This is a genomic window from Streptomyces sp. Ag109_O5-10, from assembly GCF_900105755.1.
GTDB lineage: Bacteria > Actinomycetota > Actinomycetes > Streptomycetales > Streptomycetaceae > Streptomyces.
Genome location: NZ_FNTQ01000001.1, coordinates 8,880,093 through 8,900,189, shown reverse-complemented (window position 1 = coordinate 8,900,189; position 20,097 = coordinate 8,880,093). Strand labels below are relative to the sequence as shown.

General features: G+C 72.5%; 20 protein-coding genes. 12 read left to right on the top strand and 8 right to left on the bottom strand.

Features of this window, described 5'->3' with window-relative positions; translation table 11 throughout:
- The first annotated feature begins 7 nt into the window (after positions 1 to 7).
- Positions 8 to 2,527, top strand: coding sequence for a right-handed parallel beta-helix repeat-containing protein (locus BLW82_RS40540; protein WP_093507152.1), 2,520 nt, complete (start codon positions 8 to 10; stop codon positions 2,525 to 2,527).
- Between the two features lie 135 nt (positions 2,528 to 2,662).
- On the opposite strand, the gene BLW82_RS40535 is transcribed toward BLW82_RS40540, so the two are convergent.
- A complete protein-coding gene (locus tag BLW82_RS40535; RefSeq protein ID WP_093507150.1) occupies positions 2,663 to 3,217 on the bottom strand; it encodes a cysteine hydrolase family protein in 555 nt (184 codons plus the stop codon).
- A 160-nt stretch (positions 3,218 to 3,377) separates the two neighbouring features.
- Here BLW82_RS40535 and BLW82_RS40530 point away from each other — a divergent pair, with 160 nt between their 5' ends.
- Complete coding sequence (locus BLW82_RS40530) at positions 3,378 to 3,992, top strand: TetR/AcrR family transcriptional regulator (protein WP_093507149.1); 615 nt, start codon at positions 3,378 to 3,380, stop codon at positions 3,990 to 3,992.
- Positions 3,993 to 4,010: 18 nt separating this feature from the next.
- Here BLW82_RS40530 and BLW82_RS40525 read toward each other — a convergent pair whose 3' ends face one another.
- Positions 4,011 to 4,649, bottom strand: a complete 639-nt coding sequence (locus BLW82_RS40525; protein WP_093507147.1) for an HD domain-containing protein — start codon at positions 4,647 to 4,649, stop codon at positions 4,011 to 4,013.
- A 102-nt stretch (positions 4,650 to 4,751) separates the two neighbouring features.
- Between BLW82_RS40525 and BLW82_RS40520 the strand changes: the two genes are divergently transcribed.
- Positions 4,752 to 5,747, top strand: a complete 996-nt coding sequence (locus BLW82_RS40520; RefSeq protein WP_093507145.1) for a GlxA family transcriptional regulator — start codon at positions 4,752 to 4,754, stop codon at positions 5,745 to 5,747.
- Complete coding sequence (locus BLW82_RS40515; protein ID WP_093507143.1) at positions 5,744 to 6,217, top strand: GNAT family N-acetyltransferase; 474 nt, start codon at positions 5,744 to 5,746, stop codon at positions 6,215 to 6,217. The genes BLW82_RS40520 and BLW82_RS40515 overlap by 4 nt, the downstream gene beginning before the upstream one ends.
- Position 6,218: 1 nt before the next feature.
- On the opposite strand, the gene BLW82_RS40510 is transcribed toward BLW82_RS40515, so the two are convergent.
- Both BLW82_RS40510 and BLW82_RS45910 read right to left on the bottom strand, forming a co-directional pair.
- Complete coding sequence (locus BLW82_RS40510) at positions 6,219 to 6,770, bottom strand: GNAT family N-acetyltransferase (RefSeq protein WP_093507141.1); 552 nt, start codon at positions 6,768 to 6,770, stop codon at positions 6,219 to 6,221.
- Positions 6,771 to 6,774: 4 nt separating this feature from the next.
- Positions 6,775 to 6,981 (bottom strand): thioredoxin domain-containing protein, encoded by a 207-nt coding sequence (locus tag BLW82_RS45910; RefSeq protein WP_256216126.1) that lies wholly within the window; start codon positions 6,979 to 6,981, stop codon positions 6,775 to 6,777.
- A 258-nt stretch (positions 6,982 to 7,239) separates the two neighbouring features.
- Here BLW82_RS45910 and BLW82_RS40500 point away from each other — a divergent pair, with 258 nt between their 5' ends.
- The 7 genes from BLW82_RS40500 (at position 7,240) to BLW82_RS40470 (ending at position 15,476) form a co-directional block, all read left to right on the top strand.
- Positions 7,240 to 7,644 (top strand): winged helix-turn-helix transcriptional regulator, encoded by a 405-nt coding sequence (locus BLW82_RS40500; protein ID WP_093507139.1) that lies wholly within the window; start codon positions 7,240 to 7,242, stop codon positions 7,642 to 7,644.
- Positions 7,645 to 7,967: 323 nt separating this feature from the next.
- A complete protein-coding gene (locus BLW82_RS40495) occupies positions 7,968 to 10,238 on the top strand; it encodes a M4 family metallopeptidase (protein ID WP_093507137.1) in 2,271 nt (756 codons plus the stop codon).
- 212 nt (positions 10,239 to 10,450) lie between these two features.
- Positions 10,451 to 11,650: a glycoside hydrolase family 3 N-terminal domain-containing protein gene (locus BLW82_RS40490; RefSeq protein ID WP_093508541.1), complete on the top strand. Its 1,200-nt coding sequence runs from the start codon at positions 10,451 to 10,453 to the stop codon at positions 11,648 to 11,650.
- 712 nt (positions 11,651 to 12,362) lie between these two features.
- On the top strand, positions 12,363 to 13,028 hold the full coding sequence (locus BLW82_RS40485) for a DedA family protein (protein WP_093507135.1): 666 nt from the start codon (positions 12,363 to 12,365) through the stop codon (positions 13,026 to 13,028).
- 47 nt (positions 13,029 to 13,075) lie between these two features.
- Positions 13,076 to 13,738 (top strand): response regulator transcription factor, encoded by a 663-nt coding sequence (locus BLW82_RS40480; RefSeq protein WP_093507133.1) that lies wholly within the window; start codon positions 13,076 to 13,078, stop codon positions 13,736 to 13,738.
- A complete protein-coding gene (locus BLW82_RS40475) occupies positions 13,735 to 15,111 on the top strand; it encodes a sensor histidine kinase (RefSeq protein WP_256216125.1) in 1,377 nt (458 codons plus the stop codon). Before BLW82_RS40480 ends, BLW82_RS40475 begins: the two co-directional genes overlap by 4 nt.
- A 29-nt stretch (positions 15,112 to 15,140) precedes the next feature.
- Entirely contained in the window at positions 15,141 to 15,476 is a 336-nt protein-coding gene (locus BLW82_RS40470) for a hypothetical protein (RefSeq protein WP_093507131.1), read from the top strand.
- Positions 15,477 to 15,543: 67 nt separating this feature from the next.
- On the opposite strand, the gene BLW82_RS40465 is transcribed toward BLW82_RS40470, so the two are convergent.
- From BLW82_RS40465 to BLW82_RS40450, 4 genes are all read right to left on the bottom strand, one after another.
- The gene (locus tag BLW82_RS40465) at positions 15,544 to 16,551 is read right to left on the bottom strand and encodes a zinc-dependent alcohol dehydrogenase family protein (RefSeq protein ID WP_093507129.1); all 1,008 of its coding nucleotides are present in this window, start codon (positions 16,549 to 16,551) and stop codon (positions 15,544 to 15,546) included.
- Between the two features lie 119 nt (positions 16,552 to 16,670).
- Entirely contained in the window at positions 16,671 to 17,033 is a 363-nt protein-coding gene (locus BLW82_RS40460; protein WP_256216124.1) for an ArsR/SmtB family transcription factor, read from the bottom strand.
- Positions 17,034 to 17,282: 249 nt separating this feature from the next.
- Positions 17,283 to 18,680 (bottom strand): dihydrolipoyl dehydrogenase, encoded by a 1,398-nt coding sequence (gene lpdA, locus BLW82_RS40455; protein WP_093507127.1) that lies wholly within the window; start codon positions 18,678 to 18,680, stop codon positions 17,283 to 17,285.
- 65 nt (positions 18,681 to 18,745) lie between these two features.
- On the bottom strand, positions 18,746 to 19,444 hold the full coding sequence (locus tag BLW82_RS40450; protein ID WP_093507125.1) for an SDR family oxidoreductase: 699 nt from the start codon (positions 19,442 to 19,444) through the stop codon (positions 18,746 to 18,748).
- Between the two features lie 145 nt (positions 19,445 to 19,589).
- On the opposite strand from BLW82_RS40450, the gene BLW82_RS40445 reads away from it, so the two are divergent.
- Positions 19,590 to 20,090, top strand: a complete 501-nt coding sequence (locus BLW82_RS40445) for a winged helix-turn-helix transcriptional regulator (RefSeq protein WP_093507123.1) — start codon at positions 19,590 to 19,592, stop codon at positions 20,088 to 20,090.
- Positions 20,091 to 20,097: the final 7 nt, after the last annotated feature.

The window sequence follows — 20,097 nt, the reverse complement described above, 5'->3', positions numbered from 1 at the left end:
AACGTAGATGACCACCCGTCACACCGTGGCGCCCAAGGGGCAGGGCGGCCGGGGCGCGTACCGGACCATCGGCGAGGCGATACGCGCCGCCTCGCCCGGCGATCTGGTGGTGATCGCCCCGGGCACCTGGACCGAGAACCTGGTCCTGGACCGCGCGGTCGTGCTCACGGCCGAGCACGGCCGGGGCAGCGTGGTGATCGCGGCGCCGCCCGGTGAGGCGCCGGCGGTGACCGTGGACGGGCCGGACTGCGCCCTGCACAACATCACGGTGTGGGGCTCGGACGCGGGCCTGCCCGCGGTGAGCGTGTCGCCGGGCGCCGGGCTGGTCCTGGAGGAGTGCTCGGTGGAGGGCGGCCGGGTCCAGGTGAAGGGCCCGGAGGACGAGGAGGGCGGTACGACGGCCGTCGTGCTGCGCCGCTGCCGTCTGGAGGGGGCCAGGCTGGCCGGTCTGCACCTGGCGGGCGGTGTCCGCGCCCGCCTGGAGGACACGGCGGTGACCGGCGTCGACGGCACGGGCGTGGTGCTGTCCGGCACGGCGAGCCTGGACGCCGTACGGCTGCGGCTTGAGCGTACGACCGGGTCCGGGATGCGGCTGCGCGGCCGGTCCCGGCTGCGGCTGACCGACTCGGTGCTGGCGGGCAGTGGCCGGGCGGGGCTGCTGCTGGAGGACTCGACCGAGGCCACGGCCGGGGAGTCGCGGATCGAGACGCCCGGCGCGGCGGGGGTGCATCTGACCGGTTCGGCGCGGGCCGAGCTGACCGACTGCCGGATCCGGGGAGCGGCCGCCAGCGGGCTGGTCGTGCAGGAGACCGCGCGGCTCAGCGCGTCGGGCTGTTCCGTGGCCGACGCGGGGGCCAACGGGCTCCTGGTCACCGGCTCGGCCGAGGCGGAGCTGGCCGACTGCCGGATCGACCGGAGCACCTTCAGCGCGGTCCATCTGGCCGGGACGGCCGTCGGGCGGCTCGCCGACTGCCGGGTGCGGGGCGGCTCCGAGCACGGGGTGCACGCGACGGGCGAGGCCCGGATCGAGCTGACCGACTGCGGGATCGCCGACGTCGCCATGACCGGGGTCAGCGTCCTGGAGCGGGCGGTGGCCACGCTGACCGGCTGCCGGGTCGCCGGGACCGCCGCCGGGATCGGCATCGGCTCGGCCGCCGGCAGCACGGTCTCGGACACCACGGTGACCGGGACGAAGGAGATCGGCGTGCAGGTCGCCAAGGGCGCCGCCGTCTCCCTCGCCGGGATCCGGATCAGCGGCGCCGGAGCGGCCGGCCTGGTGGTCGACGAGGGCGCCGAGGCGACGGTGACGGGCGGCCGGGTCGAGGACTGCGCGGGCTCGGGCGCCGTCGTGTGGACCGGGGCCAGGCCGGAGGTGACCGGGCTGCACATCGACCGGCCGGGCAAGAACGGGGTGTTCCTGGCCGAGGGCGCGGGCGGCACGTTCACCTCGCTCGACGTCACCCGGGCGGGCTTCCCGGCGCTGCACGTCGCCAAGGGCGCCGACCCGGTCTTCCGGCACTGCCGGATCCGGGACTGCGCGGAGGCGCTGGGCACCGACGAGGGCGCCGAGCCGGTCCTGGAGGACTGCACGGCCGACGGCGCCCCGCTGACCTTCGGCGCCCCGGCCGCCGCCCCCGCGAACGGCAGGCCCGGTGCGGCCCCCTCCCCTGCCGCCGCCAAGCCGGCCGACGACTCCAACGAGCCGGAGGAGGAGAACCTGGAGGACCTGCTCGGCGAACTCCACGAACTGGTCGGCCTGGACCGCGTGAAGCAGGACGTCGGCTCCCTGGTCAAGCTCATGCAGACGGTCCGCCGCCGCGAGGAGGCCGGTCTGCCGGCCCCGCCGCTCAGCCGCCACCTGGTGTTCGCCGGCAACCCCGGCACCGGCAAGACCACCGTCGCCCGCCTCTACGGCCGTCTCCTCAAGGCCCTCGGGCTGCTCCGCCGGGGCCACCTGGTCGAGGTCGACCGGACCGCGCTCGTCGGCGAGTACGTGGGCCACACCGGCCCGAAGACCACCGCCGCCTTCAACCGGGCGCTCGGCGGCGTCCTCTTCATCGACGAGGCCTACTCGCTGGCCCCGGCCTTCGCGGGCAACGACTTCGGCACCGAGGCCGTGGCGACCCTGGTGAAGCTGATGGAGGACCACCGCGACGACGTGGTGGTCATCGCCGCCGGCTACCCCGGCGACATGCACCGCTTCATCGGCTCCAACCCCGGTCTCGCCTCCCGCTTCGGCCGCACCCTCCTCTTCGAGGACTACGAGCCGGCCGAGCTGGTGTCGATCGTCGAGTTCCAGGCGGGGCAGCACCGCTACGAGCTGACCCCCACGGCGCGTACCGAACTGTTCTCGCTCTTCGAGGCCATGCCCCGGGGCGAGGGCTTCGGCAACGGCCGCTCGGCCCGCCAGATCTTCCAGGAGATGACCGAGCGCCAGGCCCAGCGCGTCGCCGAGCTGACCGCCCCGACGGCGGAACAGCTGATCAGTCTGGAGGCCCACGACCTGCCCCATCCGGCCGCCCGCTGACGGGGCGAGCTGTTCGAGGGGCTGGTCCCGCGGCCGGCCGGCGAGGTGCCGCGGGTGCGCTCGAACTTCGTCAACGGCGTCAAGCGGCCGCCGGCCGAGGTGACCCTCGCCCGAGGGCCGGACGGAGCTTCTCGGTCAGAGCGCCGCGACCCAGGCGTCCACCGTCGTGACCTCGGCCTGCTTCGGGAACACCTTCTCCGTGAGCACCCGGTGCACCTCCGGGTCGGAGTCGAGGCAGCCGTCGGACAGGACGGTGAGCTCGAAGTCGAGGTCCGCCGCCTGGCGCAGCGTGGACAGCACGACGCCGCTGGTGGCGATGCCGGTGAGGACGAGGTGATCGATCTCGCCGGCCCGCAGCACCATGTCGAGGTCACTGCCCGCGAAGGCGCTGACCCGCCGCTTGGTGACCACCGGCTCGCCGGGTGCGGGGGCCACGTCCGGGTGCACCTGCATGGCCGGGCCGTCCCCGGCCAGCCGTCGCGCGGCGCCCACGAGGCCGCGGAAGGTCTTGTTGCGGGCGCTGACCTCCGGGTAGCCCGGGCGGAAACCGACGACCACGTAGATCACCGGGACGCCGGCGGCCCGGGCGGCGTCGATCGCCTTGCCCAGGCGGGGCAGGTAGCCGTCGTCGGGAAAGCGGTCGACGACGACCTGCTGGGCGTCCATGACGAGCAGGGCTTGCTGAGGCACCGTCTCTGTTCCTTCCACGCGGCCCCGTTGGTCATCAAGCGATTACTTGGCAACGTAGACCGCGGTGCGGGATCATGTCAACGCATGATGACTTCGTGGCGGCATCCCCGGGCCCCGACCCGCCGGAGGGCCCGGGGTGGCGTCGAGGAGAGGAGCCGCTGTGCCGTCGGACGACATGACCGGCCGGGCCGCCGGGGGGACCCGGCGCAGGGACGCCGCGGCGACCCGGCGGGCCCTGCTGCTGGCCGCCCGCACCCGGTTCACGCGGCTGGGCTACGACCGTACGACGCTGCGGGACGTCGCCGCGGACGCCGGGGTCAACCTGGCGCTCATCAAGCGGTACTTCGGCTCCAAGGAGGGCCTGTTCAAGGCGGCGCTGGCGTCGGCGCCCCGCTTCCTGGGCGGTGACGGGGAGGTCCCCCGCGACCGGGCGGCGCTCGCCGAGACGCTGAGCCGGCAGCTGGCCGCCGGGGCGTGGGCGGAGTTCGGCGAGCACCCGGTGCTGATGCTGCTGCGGGACTCCGGGGACGCACAGGTGGGTCAGCTGCGACGGCGGGCCCTGGCGGAGTTCGGGCGGCAGGTGCTCGAAGCGTCGGGCGCGTCGTCGGCACCCGACGCCGAGCTGCGGGCCGAACTCCTGGTCGCCCTCGGCGTCGGGGTCGCCGTCGTCCGCTCCGCCGTGGGCCTGCGCCCCCTGGCCGACGCCACGCCCGAGGACCTGCTGGGCCCCCTCCGCGACGTCGTGGAGGGGCTGCTCGGACCGGCGCCGGACTGAACGTCCCGCTCGCAGGGGTCACTCGGGCCAGGCGGAGTTCTTGATGACCTCGACGAAGTCGCCGCGCCGGAAGCCGGGCACGAAGTGGGCGAGCACGTCCGCCTTGACGTTGCCGAAGGTGGTGTCGGGGCGGTCCTGGATGCCCTCGGTGAAAGCGGCGAGGATCTGGTTCTTGAAGTCGGGACGGGGGTGCGCCGCGACGACCGCCGCACGCTGCTCGTCGGTGACGTCGTGGTAGCCGATGCCCAGCACGTCCAGCTCGACCCCGCGGGTCACCAGGGCGATCTCGGGTGCCATGTGCAGCGGGATCTCCGGGGTGGTGTGCAGGGCGATGGCCGTCCACACCCGCTCGCCGGGCTCGCCGGTGATGCCGTGGGCCTGGAGGAAGGCGCGGGCCTCGTCGGCGCCGTCGATCTCGAAGCGCTGGTCGGTACGGCGCAGGCTCTTGGTGAGCCCGAGGTCGTGGAACATCGCGCCGACGTACAGCAGCTCGGGGTCGAAGCCGAGCCCCAGGGCCCGGCCGCGCAGCGAGCCCCACAGGAAGACCCGCCGGGAGTGGTCGAACACCACCGGGGTGGCGACGTCACGGACCATCTCGGTGGCCTCCCGGACCAGGGCGGTGTCCGGGATGCGCACGCCTGCGATCTCTTCGTTCATCGTTCTCGGCCTCCGTACCGGATAGGTGATGTACCTCCAGGGTCCGCCCGGCGACGTAGGCTGAGCCATGTCCCTGCTGCCAGGAAAACCACGGATTCGGACATGACGCATCGAGTGGGCTTTGTGGTCTTCGACGGGGTGACCATGCTCGACGTCAGCGGTCCCTCGGAGGTGCTGCACCAGGCGGGCCGGATCGCCGAGCCCTACGAGCTGGTGCTGGTCTCCCCGGCGGGCGGCACCGTGACCACGTCCGCCGGACTGGCACTGACCGGCACGGTACGGGCGGCCGACGCCGGACCGGTCGACACGGTCCTGGTGGCCGGCGGTGACCGGCTCGCCGAGCGGCCGGTCGAGGAGGCGCTGCTCGCCGCGGCCCGCGCCCTGTGCGAGGGGGCGCGCAGGGTGGCCTCGGTGTGCACGGGCGCGTTCGTGCTGGGCGAGCTGGGCCTGCTCGACGGCCGGCGCGCGACCACGCACTGGCGGCATGCGGCCGCCTTCGCGCGCCGGTACCCGCGGGTGCGGGTCGAGCCGGACGCCATCCACATCCGCGACGGGCGGTACGTCACGTCGGCCGGCATCAGCGCGGGCATCGACCTCACCCTCGCGCTGGTGGAGGACGACCACGGCGCGGACGTGGCCCGGGACGTCGCCCGCGAACTGGTGGTGTTCCTGCAACGCCCCGGCGGCCAGTCGCAGTTCTCCACGGCCGTCGCCACACCGCCGGCCCGCAGCGACCTGCTCCGCACCCTGGTCGCGGCCGTCCTCGCCGATCCGACCGCCGACCACACCCTGCCCGCCATGGCCGCGTCCGCCGCCGTCAGTCCCCGGCACCTCACCCGGCTGTTCACCGCCGAGCTGGGCACCACGCCCGCGCGCTGGGTCGAGCGGGTCCGCCTGGACCGCGCCCAGCAGCTGCTCCTGACCGGCCACAGCGTCACCGCGGCCGCCCGGCACAGCGGCCTCGGCAGCGACGAGACCCTCCGCCGCGCCTTCGCCCGCCACCTGGGCACCACCCCGACCCACTACCGCAGACGCTTCGCCACCACCGGGTCTCCGGACCAGGCGGAACAGCCGCAGCGGGCGGAACGCCTGCCATGATCGTCGGCATGGGCACACACATCACGCCGGCCACGATGGCCGACTTCCACCGGGTTCTGACCGATCACCCGCGTTACTGGGGCGAACGCGACCTCCGTTCCCTGCATCTGCCGGCCCTGGTGCAGGAGTTCGGCTCCACCTGCCTGGTCGCCCGGGCCGAGGACGGAATCCGCGGGTACGTCTTCGGGTTCGTCACCCCGGACGGCACCGGGTACGTGCACCTGATCGCCACGCGGGACGACGCCCGTGGCACCGGTCTCGGGCGTCGCCTGTACGCGGAGTTCGCCGCGGCGGCGGAACGCCACGGGGCACGGAGGCTGAAGGCGATCACGTCGGTCCGGAACACCGGCTCGATCGCCTTCCACCGCGGCCTCGGCTTCGACGCGGAGATCGTCGACGACTACAACGGCCCCGGCCGCACCATGGCCGTCTTCCGCCGGGATCTGCCGCTCGACGTCTCCCGTCCCTGACTCACGCCAGGAGCCGCCCGGCCGCGCCGTACTGCTCCGACGACAGCGCGAACACCCGCACCGGCCGACCTGAGGTGGGATTCACGGTCTCACGGACCGGACGCATCCCCAGCTTGGTCACGATCCGTTCGGAGGCGTCGTTGCCCACTTGGACGATGCTGACGATCCGCTCCAGCCCGCACTCCCCGAACCCGAACCGGACGGCGGCCACGGCGGCCTCGGTGGCCAGGCCCTGTCCCCAGTGGGCACGTCCCAGCCGCCAGCCGACCTCGACCGCCGGCAGTACCTCCGGCAGGAACCCGGGTACCGACAGGCCGGTGAACCCGGCCAGTTCGCCCGTGGACCGGATCTCCACGGCGAACAGGCCGAACCCCCGTGACTCCCACTCGTCCTCCCATGCCCGGACCCCGTCGCGGGTCTGCTGTTCGTCACGGACACCGCCGTCGCGGATCCACCGCATGACCTCGGGGTCGGCGTTGACGGCAGCCATGGGCGCGATGTCCTCCTCGCGCCAGCGACGCAGGATCAGACGGGGAGTCTCGAGTATGACCATCCGGTCATTCTGGATGACACGGCGGGAAGAGCTGTGCCCGCACCCACGCGGGGTCCGGGCGGGTGCGCGGCTGCCCCGCCAGGACGGCGGTCGGCACGGTCTCGTTGCCGTCGTCGGCCGCCCGCACCGCCGTCGCTCCCGCCGGATCGCGCCGGATGCCGACCCGGTGCGACTGCCGGGCGCTGCGCCCCGGCCGGATGCGCAGTCGCATGCGGTACGTGCGGCCCCGCCGCCAGAAGACGACCGGCCTGCCGTCGGCCGCGCCGCGGCGCTGCGCCTCCTGCGCACGGACCTGGGGAAGACCGGCGGCGAGTTGACGAGTTGACGCCCGCGAGCGCCGGGAACGCCAGGAGGAGCAAGGCCGCCGTGCCGGGGCTCCCCCGAAGGATCAGCCCGGTGGCGACGGCCGAGCATCAGAGCCATGGGTAAGTAGTTACCTGAAGGTGCCTAGGTCCCCCAGAGGTGAGCGATGCCGACGACGACGGCGGCCCAGCGGCGCGAGAAGGCGCGCGTGGCGTACGACGCGTTCCTCCGGGCCTGCCCCACCAACCAGTTGCTCGACCGGATCAGCGACAAGTGGGTCAGCCTGGTCGTCTGCGCACTGGCCCCCGGCCCCATGCGGTACAGCGAACTCGCCCGCAAGATCGCCGGCGTCAGCCCCAAGATGCTCACCCAGACCCTGCGCTCCCTCGAACGCGACGGCATTCTCGCCCGTACGGTGACCCCGTCCGTCCCCGTCCGCGTGGACTACGAACTCACCCCGCTCGGCCTCAGCCTCTCCCTGCTGCTGGCGGGCGTGAAGGACTGGGCGGAGACCCACATCGAAGAGGTCCACGAGGCCCGCGAGCGCTATGACGCGGGGGCCGAGAGCTAGGGGCTGTCCGCCTCCGCGGCCGAAAAGCGCTGTTCAGGCGCTCGAACGCGCCGCTCGCAACCGCCAGTTCAAGCCGTTGTTCTGATGCGGTCATGACATTCTCGTCCCGCGGGTGTCAATCTGCTCTCCGAAAGTTCACCGCCTGCTCACAGGTGTCTCACTCACCTCCCTTTCCCCATACCTGACTTCACCCCGCACGGCAGCGAGGAACCGACCCCCCTCCGAGCCGTGCCACCCACCCGCGCGCCGCCGGACGGCCCCACCAGGCCGACCCGCTCTCCCGGGCCCCACCAGGGCCCGACCACCCCACAGAAGGAGAACGCATGCTCCGGCAGGACCGTCACCACCGTCGCACCAGACACAGCGTGGCCCTGGCACTGACGGCGGCGAGCGCCATGCTCGTGGCCGGGATCCAGAGCGGCACCGCCGTGGCCGCACCCGGCGGCCACGCCACCGCCAGGATCCAGGCCACCCCCGACGCCGGCGCGGCCCCCGCCCCGCTCTCGGCGGCCAGGCGTACGGCGCTGCTCAAGACCGCCGCCACACAGGCCCCGGACACCGCACGGACCCTCGGCCTCGGCACCGGCGAGAAGCTGGTCGTCAAGGACGTGACCCAGGATGCCGACGGGACCACGCACACCCGCTACGAACGCACCTACGCGGGTCTGCCGGTCCTAGGCGGCGACCTGATCGTGCATGACAGCGGCGGTCGCCTCACCGTGTCGCGTGCCACGAAGGCGGCCCTCGCGCTGCCGTCGACCAAGGCGAAGGTCTCCCCGGCGACGGCGAAGGCCCAGGCGCTCACCGCGGCGGCGAAGACCGGCGGCGAGCACCCCGCACTCGACACCGCCCCGCGCCTCGTCGTCTGGGCCGCCTCCGGCCGCCCCGCCCTCGCCTGGGAGTCCGTGGTCGGCGGCTTCCAGGACGACGGCACCCCCAGCGAACTCCACGTGATCACCGACGCGGACACCGGAAAGCGGCTCTTCACGTACCAGGGTGTCGAAACCGGCACCGGCACCGGCCAGTTCAGCGGGACCGTGCCGCTCAGCACCACGCTCTCCGGTTCGACGTACCAGCTCGTCGACGGTGACCGCGCCGGACACCGCACCTACGACCTGAAGCAGGGCACCTCCGGCACCGGCACGCTCTTCACCGACGACAACGATGTCTGGGGCGACGGCACCCCGGCCGACCGGCAGACCGCGGGCGTGGACGTCGCCTTCGGCGCGGCGGCCACCTGGGACTACTACAAGAACGTCTTCGGCCGCAACGGCATACGCAACGACGGCGTCGCCGCCTACAGCCGCGCCCACTACGGCAACAACTACGTCAACGCCTTCTGGCAGGACAGCTGCTTCTGCATGACGTACGGCGACGGTTCGGGCAACACCCACCCACTCACCGCGCTCGACGTGGCCGCCCACGAGATGAGCCACGGCGTGACCGCGGCCACCGCGGGCCTCACCTACTCCGGCGAGTCGGGCGGTCTCAACGAGGCGACCTCCGACATCTTCGCCGCCGCCGTCGAGTTCTACGAGAACCTGCCGGCCGACGTCCCGGACTACCTGGTCGGCGAGAAGATCGACATCAACGGCGACGGCACCCCGCTGCGTTACATGGACAAGCCCTCCAAGGACGGTGCGTCCAGCGACTACTGGAGTTCCTCCCTGGGCGGCCTCGACGTCCACTACTCCTCGGGCCCGGCCAACCACTTCTTCTACCTGCTCTCCGAGGGCAGCGGGGCGAAGACCGTGAACGGGGTCGCCTACGACAGCCCCACCTACGACGGGCAGTCGGTGACCGGCATCGGCATCGACAACGCCCAGCGCGTCTGGTACCGGGCGCTCACCACCTACATGACGTCCAGCACGAACTACGCGGGCGCCCGCACGGCCACCCTGCAGGCCGCGGCCGACCTGTTCGGCGCCTACAGCCCCTCCTACCTCGCCGTGGCCGACGCGTGGGCGGCGATCAACGTGGGCCATCGCATCGCACTGGGCGTCAACATCGCGCCGGTCGCGGACCAGATCAGCGGTGTCGGGCAGGCCGTCTCCCTCCAGACCGACGCGTACACCACCAACTCCGGGGCGGGCCTGACCTACACGGCGACCGGCCTGCCGGACGGCCTGACGATGAGTGACACGGGCCTGATCTCGGGCACCCCGACCACTCTCGGCACCAGCGACGTCACCGTCACGGTCACCGACGACACCGGGGCGAGCAGCACGGTGAGCTTCTCCTGGGAGGTGGCCTACGTCTACGCCAACGCCACCCACGTCGACATCCCCGACAACAGCACGGCGGTGGAGTCCCCGATCACCGTCACCGACCGCACCGGGAACGCCTCGGCGACCACCCAGGTCTACGTGAAGATCATCCACACCTACCGGGGCGACCTGACGGTCGACCTGGTCGGTCCCGACGGAACGGTCTACTCGCTGCTGAACCGCAGCGGCGGCTCCGCAGACAACGTCGACCAGACGTTCACCGTCGACGCGTCCGCGCAGCCCCTCAACGGCACCTGGAAGCTCCGGGTCCAGGACCACGCCGCGATCGACGTCGGCTACATCGACCAGTGGCGGCTCATCCCCTGAGCCCGCCCCGGCCGGTGACCTCGGCCGGATGTGCGGAGTCGTTGTCGCGGGACGTGGACACGTCCCGCGACAACGGCTTCGCCCGGGTGCTGACGGCACCCGTTCGGCGTAACGTATTGTGCGAATGAACCGGTCGCGGGCCATGCGGTCCGATGTCGTCCGTCGGCCCGTTGGTCTCCGCGACGTGCACCCGTATCAGTCAGGAGCGCATCGTGGGGACACCTGTTCGTCGACGCGCCCGCGGCGGCTCCGCCGCCCGGCGCACCTCTGTGGGACTCGTCACCGCCGCGCTCGCCGCCGGTGTGTGCACGGTGCCGGCCGCGGACGCGGCCGCCCGGCCCGTGTCCGCCGTCTCCGCCGCGAGCTGCGCCGACACGGTGTACGCGAAGATGACCCAGGCCCAGCGCGTGGGCCAGTTGTTCATGGGCGGGGTCAACGCCACCCGACCGAGTACGACGGACCTGAAGACACTGCGTACTTACCACGTCGGGTCCGTCATGCTCACCGGCCGCAGCACCGCCGGGACCGCCGCGACGCGGAAGGTGGTCGACGCGTTCCGCACGCAGGCCGACACGGTCGGCGGACACCGGGTCGGGCTGCTCGTCTCCACCGACCAGGAGGGCGGCCAGGTCCAGGTGCTCAGCGGACCCGGATTCTCGGTCATCCCCAACGGCCTGACCCAGGGCACGTGGAGCACCGCGACCCTGCGCAGCCGCGCCGCGACCTGGGCGGGACAGCTCAAGGCGGCGGGCCTCGACCTCAATCTCGCCCCGGTCGCCGACGTGGTTCCCGCGAGTCTCGGCACCCGCAACGCCCCCATCGGCCACTTCTACCGCGAGTACGGCCACACCCCCGCCGTCGTGACCTCGCACACCGGCGCCTTCGCCGCGGGTTTCCGCACGGCCAAGGTGATGACCACGTTCAAGCACTTCCCCGGCCTTGGCCAGGTGATCGGCAACACCGACACCACCGCGAACGTCGTCGACTCGGTGACCACCGCGTCCAGTTCGAGCCTGCAGCCGTTCCAGAGCGGGATCAAGGCGGGGGCGCCGTTCGTGATGATCTCGTCGGCGAAGTACACGAAGATCGACTCGAAGCACATCGCCGCGTTCTCCCCGACCGTCATCAACTCGCTGCTGCGCACCAAGTTCGGCTTCAAGGGAGTCGTCATCTCCGACGACCTCGGCCAGGCGGTCGCGGTGCGCGCCTACACTCCGGCGCAACGCGCGGTGCAGTTCATCGGCGCCGGCGGCGACATGGTCCTCACGGTCCAGGCGTCGACCGTGCCGGCGATGGTCCAGGGGGTGCAGGCCCAGATGGCGAGGGACGCGTCGTTCCGCACCAAGGTCGCCGCCTCCGTGCACCGCATCCTCACCGCCAAGGCCAACGCCGGCCGCCTCACCTGCAGCTGAGACCAGTCCCCCGGTGCGTTCCGTGCGCAGGAGTCCATCACGCGGTCGCCACGGGATGCCCGGCTTCCGTCGTTTCGTGGGGTCACAGGTCGAACTTCGCGGCGAACTCCGTCATCGCGCCGCCGACAGCGCGAACTGCGCGATGTCGCAAGCGACATGGAGCGAGATCATCCGCTCCCAGTCGGTCTTGGGATCAAGCCCGGCGAGCTCGCGGTCCGCTCACCAGTACCCACGGCGCAACGTCCGTCCCTCCAAGTCGAAGCCGTTCCCCGGAGGACGGGACGCAGAAAACGCGCTCTTGGCCGCGTCCGGCGTGGAAGACGTCGGCGGCCATCGGCCGAACACGCCGACCGTGACGCCCGCCGTCCGGTACACCCAGGCGAAGAGGAGGCGCTCCGCGGTCACGGGCGGCACGACGACACGCCGCACACCCGGTGCCCCAGATGTCTTTGCCCATGCTTGGACGCCTCTGGTGTATGAGTTTCAGGTCCGCGTGCCGGCCCTGAACACGACCTGACTGCCACAGCGAACTCCCTGGTCACGGTGGTTGAGCAGGTGCTTCGCAGGCGCGTTCGGATGTCGGCGCCGCAACCGTGGGCGCACCGTCGCCCGTCCGCGATCGTCTAGAGTTCCGTACGACGTCTACAAAGTTGTAGTCGTTCAGGTGTTCAGGTGTTCAGGTGCGACCGTCCGCCGGAAAGGGCCCCCCTTCATGACCACACCGATCCTCGCGGCGTCACAGCTGGCCGTGAACGTGCTCGACGCCCATTCGCTGCTGTCGGCCTTCGGCGTGCTGGGCGTCGGCCTGGTGATGTTCGCGGAGACGGGGCTGCTGGTCGGGTTCTTCCTGCCGGGCGACTCCCTGCTGTTCACCGCAGGCCTGCTGTGCACGGGATCGGCGCAGGGCAACCTGCACCTGTCCCTGGGACCGCTGCTCGTGGCGGCGGCCGTGGGTGCGCTGGCCGGGGCGCAGTTCGGGTACCTGCTCGGCCGGAAGGCGGGCGGCGCCCTGCTGGCACGCAGCCGTTCCAAGCGCCTGCACGAGGGCGTGCAACGGGCCGAGGACTTCCTCGGGCGGTACGGCCACGCGAAGGCCATCGTCCTGGCGCGCTTCGTGCCGGTGGTGCGTACGGTGCTCAACCCGATGGCGGGGGCGCTGGAGGTCCCGGTGCGGACGTTCACCCAGTGGCAGGTCGTCGGCGGACTCGTGTGGAGTCTCGGCCTCACCCTCGCCGGATACGCGCTGGGCTCCTCGATCCCGAACGTCGACCGCTACCTGCTGCCGCTGGTGGCGCTCATCGTGGTCGTGTCCCTGATTCCCGTGCTCTCCGAGGTGTACCGGGGGCGGCGGGCCGCCAGGGCAGAGGGCCGCGGGTGACCGACGCGGCCCGGACCGCGGTACGGCCGTAGCTCCGACGGAGGACCATGCCTCACAAGATCCTGGTCGTGGAGGACGACCATGCCCTGCGGGACGTGCTGCGCCGCGGGCTGGCCGACGAGGGTTTCGAGCCCGTGCCCGCCGCCGACGGCGCCACCGCCCTGCGGCTGACCGGCGACGGCATCGGCGCGGTCGTACTGGACGTCGGGCTGCCGGACGCGGACGGCCGGGACGTGTGCCAGGCGATGCGCGCCAACGGATTCGCGGCCCCGATCATCTTCCTCACGGCCCGCCACCACCTCACCGACCGGCTGTCCGGGTTCTCCGCCGGGGGCGACGACTACCTCCCCAAGCCGTTCCACCTCGCCGAACTCGTCGCCCGCCTCCGGGCCGCGCTCAAGCGGTCCGCCCCGCCGGCCGTGTCCGCGGCCGGGGACCTGGTCCTGGACCCGACCCGGCACAGCGCGCGCGTCGGCGAGGCCAGGGTCGAGCTGTCGCCGACGGAGTTCCGGCTGCTGGCCACGCTGGTGGCCGCGGGCGGGGACATCGTGAGCCGCCGGGACCTGGTACGGGCCGCCTGGCCGGACGGGGCCCAGGTCAGCGACAACACGCTGGACCAGTACCTGAGCCGGTTGCGCCGCAAGCTGCGCGCGGCGGGCAGCGGGCTGGACCTCGGGACGGCGCGCGGGATCGGCCACCGGCTGTCGTGAACGGCCTCGTACGACGCCTGGCCCCGCGCACGCTGCGCGGCCGGCTCTCGCTCGTGGCGGTGACCACGGCGGCCCTCCTGATGACCGTCCTGACCGTGGCGTTCAACACCGTCATGGACCGGCACCTGCGGCACCAGGCGGACGCCGAGCTGGGCAGCCGCGCGGCCGCCGTCGCCACCACCGTGGACACCAGCGGCTCACGGGTACGGGTCCTGGAGACCGTGAACGACCGGCTCCTCGACTCCAACGTCTGGATCTACACCGGGAAGCGGCTGCTGGAGAAGCCTCCGTCCGCCACCGCCGGCGGCGCCCTGACCGAGGCCGCCGCGCGGCTCGCCGCGCACGGGGACGGCACCTGTACGACCGTGACGGTCGCGGAACCCCGGTCCGTGCGCCTGTGCGCCCGCTCCGTGGCCGGGCGTGGCAGCACGGTGACGATCGTCACCGCCCTCGACCTCGGCCCGTACCGCAACTCGGCGGACGCCGTACTGCTGGGTTCCCTGGTCCTGGACTCGCTCATGCTCGCGTGCACCTACGCGCTGACCCGTCTCGCCGTCGGGCGGGCGCTGCGCCCGGTGCGCACCATGACGGACCAGGCCGCCGAGTGGAGCGCCGCGGGCTCCGACGAGCGGTTCGGCGCGGCCGGGCAGCCGGCCGAACTCGCCCGCCTCGGCGCCTCGCTGGACGCGCTCCTCGACCGCGTCGGGACCGTGCTGCGGCACGAGCGCCAGCTGACCGGGGAGCTGTCCCACGAGCTGCGCACGCCGCTCACCCGGATCATCGTCGAGCTGGACTGGTGGGGGGCCCGGCCCCGCTCCGGCGCCGAGACCCGGTCGACGCACGAGGTGATCGCAGAGGCGGCCCAGGCCATGCGCACCATCTGCGACACCCTGCTGGACGACGCCCGCGAGGAGGCGCACACCGCCGGCACCGCCCCCGGCGCCACGGCCGTCGTACCGGTCCTGCACCGGCTGGTCGACCGCCTGGGGACACCGGAGCGGGTGACGGCAGTCGTCGACGCGGCCGGTGCGGAGCCGGCGGCGGGCGTCCGGCCCGCCCTCATCGAACGCATCGTGAGCCCCTTGCTGGCGAACGCGCTCCGCTACGCGGAGTCCACGGTGACCGTGTCCGCGTGTCCGGTGCCCGGCGGGGTCCGGATCAGCGTCACCGACGACGGCCCCGGCGTACCGGAGACGTTCGTGGACGACCTCTTCCAGCCCGGTCGCCGGGCCGATCCCGGGGACGGGCACGACGGCGCGGGCCTCGGCCTGCCGCTCGCACGGCGCCTGGCCCGGTCCGTCGGCGGCGAGGTGACCCACGACCCCACGCACACCACCGGCGCCCGCTTCCTGGCCGACCTGCCTGCCGGGTGAGTCACCGACGAAGGCCGTCCGTCGTGCCGATGGCCGGGAAACTGGCCAGGTCCCTCCTCACGGCCCCGGTCTTCCCGCGCCCCGGACTCGTGGTCGCGCTGGAGCGCCGCCCCACCGAACGCCGCCGCCGTACGGTCTTCCTGCAGGTCCGCGCCATCTCGCGCCGGCGCACAGCCGAGATCGTCGCGACCCTCTTCCCGTCCCTGACCGAGGACGGGGTGGACACCCTCACCGCCTACGCCGTGGCCGGCGCCGACGGCCCGTTCGTGCACCGGGAGGTCCAGGGCGACCCCGTCGACCTGGTGGCCCTGTTCGAACTGCACGCCCGGCTCATCCACGACGCGGCGGCGCGGGCGGGGCACTGACGGCCGCCCCGCCCGCGCCCCGGACCCACGTCCGCCCGTCGGCGGCCGACCGGGGGTACCGGGTGGCTCAGGAAGGCGCGCCCTCGTGGGAGACGGTGACGACGATCTTGCCGACGTGCTCGTTCGCTTCCATGTAGCGGTGTGCCTCGGCGATGTCCGCGAGGTCGAAGGTGCGGTCGACGACGGGGTCGAAGGAGCCGGAGGCGAGGCCCGCGTTGACGAACGCGACCGCACGGCGCAGCCGCTCGGGATCCGTGGTGATCTCGAAGAGGGTGTAGGTACTGCTGTTCAGCGCCGGGAAGGACTGGGCGTTGGGCAGCGGGGTGGGACGCGGGTCGAGGGCGCCGTAGACCACCAGGAAGCCGCCCGGGGCGATCCCCTGCGCGAGGGTCTCCACGCCGGGTCCCGCGACGGGGTCGAAGGCCAGGCGGACGCCCTCGCCGCCGGTGATCTCCTTGATCCGGGCGGGCAGGTCCTCCTCGTCGGTGACGATCACGTGGGCCGCGCCGGCCTCCAGCAGGCGCTGCTTCTTGCCGGGGCCGCGCGTGGTGGCGATCGGGATCGCACCGACATGGCGGGCGATCTGGGGGGCGGCGAGTCCGACGCTGCTGGAGGCCGCCGTGATCAGGACGTGGTCGCCGGGGCGCACCCGGCCGCTCTCGGCGAGGGGGCCGTAGGCGGTGGTGTACGCCATCCACACGGCCGCCGCCCGCACCGGGTCGACGTCGGCCGGGCGGGGCACGACCGCCGAGGCCGGGACGATGACGTGGTCGCCGTACGTGCCGTAGTCGGTCTGCAGGAACTGCGGTACGACCGCCACCGGGTCGCCCTCGGCGAGGCCGGTCACGCCCTCGCCGACCGCCTCCACCACACCGGCGGCCTCGTAGCCGAGCGTCGAGGGGAAGACCGGGTCGTAGAAGTAGGCGCCCTCCCGGTACATGATCTCAGCGCGGTTCAGGCCGATCGCGTCGACGCGGATCCGGACCTCGCCCGCGCCGGGCTCGCCGACCTCGACGTCACGGAGGGTGAGGACCTCGGGTCCGCCAATCCGGTCGAACTGAACGAGTCTTGCCATGGTGCATCCGTCCTCAGGGCAGGTATCGGGAAGGAGACGCGCCGGCCCGGCCCGGCGTCTCCACCCACCCTGCCCCAAGGTTCGATAGCCGTCAAATTTTGAGCGCCATCGAAATAGGGTCACCGGCCGTTCCGGTCCGCACCCGCTTCCGCCTCCGCCGACGCGGCGGCCAGGACCGCGGAGAGCAGACCCGGGAACCGCAGTTCCATCTCGTCGGTGCGCAGCGTGTTCATCTTCGCCGTCCCGACGTAGTACTGCCGGATCACACCGGCCTCGCGCAGCACGGAGAAGTGGTGCGTCAGCGTGGACGGCGAGACGGGCGCGACGAACGTCCCGCAGCTCAGGTCCTCCCCCGCGCGGGCCAGCTGGGACACCACCATGCGCCGCACCGGGTCCACCAGCGCCTCCAGCACCTGCTGGAGCGAGACCTCGGACAGCTCGGGGTGCTCCACGGTGCGGGCGGTGGTGCGGGGGCGGGCCACGGTGACTCCTCGGGGCGGCTGCTGGACGGTCACGTCATGGTACGACCGCCTTCCCGACCACCTCCGGCCCGAGATCGTCCGGCGGGACTTCAGGCGTTGCGCAGCACCTCGCGGACGTGCCGGACGATCTCGTCGTCGGTGCAGGCGTGCCCCCCGATGCCCCAGCCACCGGGCACCGCCTCGGTCAGGACGGCCCAGGTGCGCTCGGCGAGAGGAGCGGGGGGGTCGGTGCGGCCCCGCGCAGACGGGTCAGAGGTTGATCATGTGCCCGGCGAGCCCGTGCAGGGCGTCCTGGACCGCCTCGCTCAGCGTGGGATGGGCGTGCACGTTCCGGGCGAGTTCGTGCACGGTGAGGTCCCACTTCTGGGCGAGGGTCAGCTCGGGCAGGAGTTCCGTCACGTCCGGTCCGATCAGGTGGCCGCCGATCAGTTCGCCGTACCGGGCGTCGCTGACGAGTTTCACGAACCCGACCGTGTCGCCGAGGCCGTGGGCCTTGGCGTTGGCCGTGAAGGGGAACTTAGCCACCCGCACGTCGAAGCCCTGGGCGCGGGCCTCGGCCTCGGTCCAGCCGAAGCTGGCGATCTGCGGCTGGCAGAACGTGGCGCGCGGGATCATCCGGTAGTCCAGCTCCATGGTCTCCGCCCCGGCTATGGTCTCCGCGGCGACGATGCCCATCGCCTCCGCGGTGTGCGCCAGCATCAGCTTCGCCGTGACGTCGCCGATGGCGTAGATGTGCGGCTGGCTGGTACGGCAGTACCCGTCGACGTCGATGGCACCGCGCTCGGTGAGCCGCACCCCGGTGCTGTTCAGGCTGTAGCCGGCCGTCCGCGGCTGGAAGCCGGTGGCCTGGAGGACCTTCTCCGCCTCCAGGACCTGCTCCGCGTCACCGGAGCGGACGGTCACGCGGACGTTGTCCTCGGTCTCCTCGATGGACTGCACGGCGGTGGAGGTCAGGATCCTGATGCCCTGCCGCTTGAAGCGCCGGGTCAGCTCGGCGGAGACCTCCTCGTCCTCCAGCGGGGCGATCCGGTCCAGGAACTCCACCAGCGTGACCTCGACGCCGTAGGACCGCAGCAGATAGGCGAACTCGACGCCGATGGCCCCGGCGCCCGCGATGACGATGCTCGCCGGGAGGGTGTCGGAGAGGATCTGCTCCTCGTAGGTGACGACGCGGCGGCCCAGCGTGGTGCCGGGGAGCAGCTTCACGGTCGAGCCGGTCGCGATGATGCAGGAGCGGAAGGAGAGCGTGGTCTCGCCGTCCTGCATGCGTACCTGGAGGGTGTGCGGATCGAGGAAGGTGCCCTGCCCGTCGAACTGCTCGATCTTGTTCTTGCGCATGAGGTAGCCGACGCCCTTCACGCGCCCGTCGGCGACCACCCGGCTGCGCTCGTAGGCGGCGCGGTAGTCCAGAGCCACCTCCCCGCTGATCTTCACGCCGAACTTCTCCGCGTCGTGCAGGATCAGCTGGGCGACCTCGGCGTTGCGCAGCAGCGCCTTCGCCGGGATGCAGCCGATGTTCAGGCAGACGCCACCCCAGAAGCGGCCCTCCACGACGGCCGTGCGCAGGCCCAGCTGGGCGGCGCGGATCGCGGCCACGTAGCCGCCCGGCCCGGCTCCCAGGACGACGACGTCGAAGTCGGTCTGCATGGCTCCACCTCACCGTTGTGTCGAGTGGTCTGCTGACTCCACGGTCGCACGATCAGGACGCGCGATCAGCCGGTCGGGTAGAGAAGATCGAGCGGACCGGAGAGCGCGGCGCGGACCCGGCGGGCTGTCTCGTCGACGAGGACCTCGGGCTCGTCGCGGGCGATCGCCTCCATGGTCTGCGCGGCCACCTCGGCAGCGTCCGTCTTCGGCTCGTCCACCGCCGCGGTGGCGTCGGTGTCCACCCAGCCGACGTGCACGCCGACGACCAGCGTTCCCTGCTCCCGCAGGGCGACCCGCAGCGCGTTGGTCACCGACCACTGCGCCGCCTTGGACGCGGCGTAGCTGGGGAACCGCCAGGTCGAGCGCCACGACGCCACGGACAGCATGTTCACGAGGGCGCCGCCGCCGTTGGCCGCGAGCACCGGCGCGAAGGCGCGCGAGACGGCCCAGGTGCCCAGGTAGTTCACCTCCAGCTCCTGCCGGGCGCCGTCCAGGGAGCCCTCCAGCAGGGGCGGCCCGCCCTGGATGCCCGCGTTGTTGATCACGATGGTCGCGTCGGACGCGGTCCGGGCGGCGGCCTCGATCTGCTCGGGGTCGGTGACGTCGAGGCGCAGCGGCACCGGCCCCGGTTCGGTGAAGCTCTCCGGCCGTCGTACACCCGCGTACACCTTGGCCGCGCCCCGGGCGAGCAGGGCCCGGCAGAACGCCAGCCCGATCCCCCGGTTGGCTCCGGTCACCAGCGCGACCGATCCCTCGATCTTCATGGTCGGACACCTCGCTCCACGGCTCACGGCCGCCCTCCGGACGGCCCCCGGCCCCCCGCTTCATGCTGCGGCCTCGGCGGGCCGCCCACATCCGAAACCGTAGCTGTCAGCAGAGTTTCTTCACAAGACTCGCTATCGTGGAGCCATGAAACGGACGTCGTTCGCCAAGTGGCCGTGCTCCATCGCGCGGACCGTCGACCTGCTGGGTGACCACTGGACACCGCTCGTGGTGCGGGAGGCCTTCTACGGGATCCGCCGCTTCGACGAGTTCCAGCAGGAACTGGGCATCGCCCGCAACACCTTGACCGACCGGCTGCGCCATCTGGTGGACGAGCGGATCCTGGAGAAGCGGCTGTACGAGGCCGAGCCGCCGCGCTACGACTACGTCCTCACGGAGAAGGGCCGGGACCTGTTCGCGGTGCTGGCCGCGATGTCCGCGTGGGGCGACCGGTGGCTGGCCGGGGAGCGGGGCGTGCCCGTGGTCTTCCACCACGAGGCGTGCGGCCACGACACCACGCCCGAGGTCGTCTGCGCGCAGTGCCGTACACCGCTCAGGTCCGAGGAGACCTCGATGCGGATGGGGCCCGGCTATCCCGAGCGGCTCAGGGAGCGGCCGGACATCCGCCGGCGGTTCGGCACCGACTGAGCACGGC

Bases quoted from the DNA above. Each gene is read 5' to 3' on its own strand.
- BLW82_RS40485 (WP_093507135.1), top strand. From the start codon at position 12,363: ATGACCACACCGATCCTCGCGGCGTCACAGCTGGCCGTGAACGTGCTC.
- BLW82_RS40480 (WP_093507133.1), top strand. From the start codon at position 13,076: ATGCCTCACAAGATCCTGGTCGTGGAGGACGACCATGCCCTGCGGGAC.
- BLW82_RS40470 (WP_093507131.1), top strand. From the start codon at position 15,141: ATGGCCGGGAAACTGGCCAGGTCCCTCCTCACGGCCCCGGTCTTCCCG.
- BLW82_RS40540 (WP_093507152.1), top strand. From the start codon at position 8: ATGACCACCCGTCACACCGTGGCGCCCAAGGGGCAGGGCGGCCGGGGC.
- BLW82_RS40500 (WP_093507139.1), top strand. From the start codon at position 7,240: ATGCCGACGACGACGGCGGCCCAGCGGCGCGAGAAGGCGCGCGTGGCG.
- BLW82_RS40445 (WP_093507123.1), top strand. From the start codon at position 19,590: ATGAAACGGACGTCGTTCGCCAAGTGGCCGTGCTCCATCGCGCGGACC.
- BLW82_RS40510 (WP_093507141.1), bottom strand. From the start codon at position 6,770: ATGGTCATACTCGAGACTCCCCGTCTGATCCTGCGTCGCTGGCGCGAG.
- BLW82_RS40520 (WP_093507145.1), top strand. From the start codon at position 4,752: ATGACGCATCGAGTGGGCTTTGTGGTCTTCGACGGGGTGACCATGCTC.
- BLW82_RS40495 (WP_093507137.1), top strand. From the start codon at position 7,968: ATGCTCCGGCAGGACCGTCACCACCGTCGCACCAGACACAGCGTGGCC.
- BLW82_RS45910 (WP_256216126.1), bottom strand. From the start codon at position 6,981: ATGCGACTGCGCATCCGGCCGGGGCGCAGCGCCCGGCAGTCGCACCGG.
- BLW82_RS40465 (WP_093507129.1), bottom strand. From the start codon at position 16,551: ATGGCAAGACTCGTTCAGTTCGACCGGATTGGCGGACCCGAGGTCCTC.
- BLW82_RS40515 (WP_093507143.1), top strand. From the start codon at position 5,744: ATGATCGTCGGCATGGGCACACACATCACGCCGGCCACGATGGCCGAC.
- BLW82_RS40525 (WP_093507147.1), bottom strand. From the start codon at position 4,649: ATGAACGAAGAGATCGCAGGCGTGCGCATCCCGGACACCGCCCTGGTC.
- lpdA (WP_093507127.1), bottom strand. From the start codon at position 18,680: ATGCAGACCGACTTCGACGTCGTCGTCCTGGGAGCCGGGCCGGGCGGC.
- BLW82_RS40450 (WP_093507125.1), bottom strand. From the start codon at position 19,444: ATGAAGATCGAGGGATCGGTCGCGCTGGTGACCGGAGCCAACCGGGGG.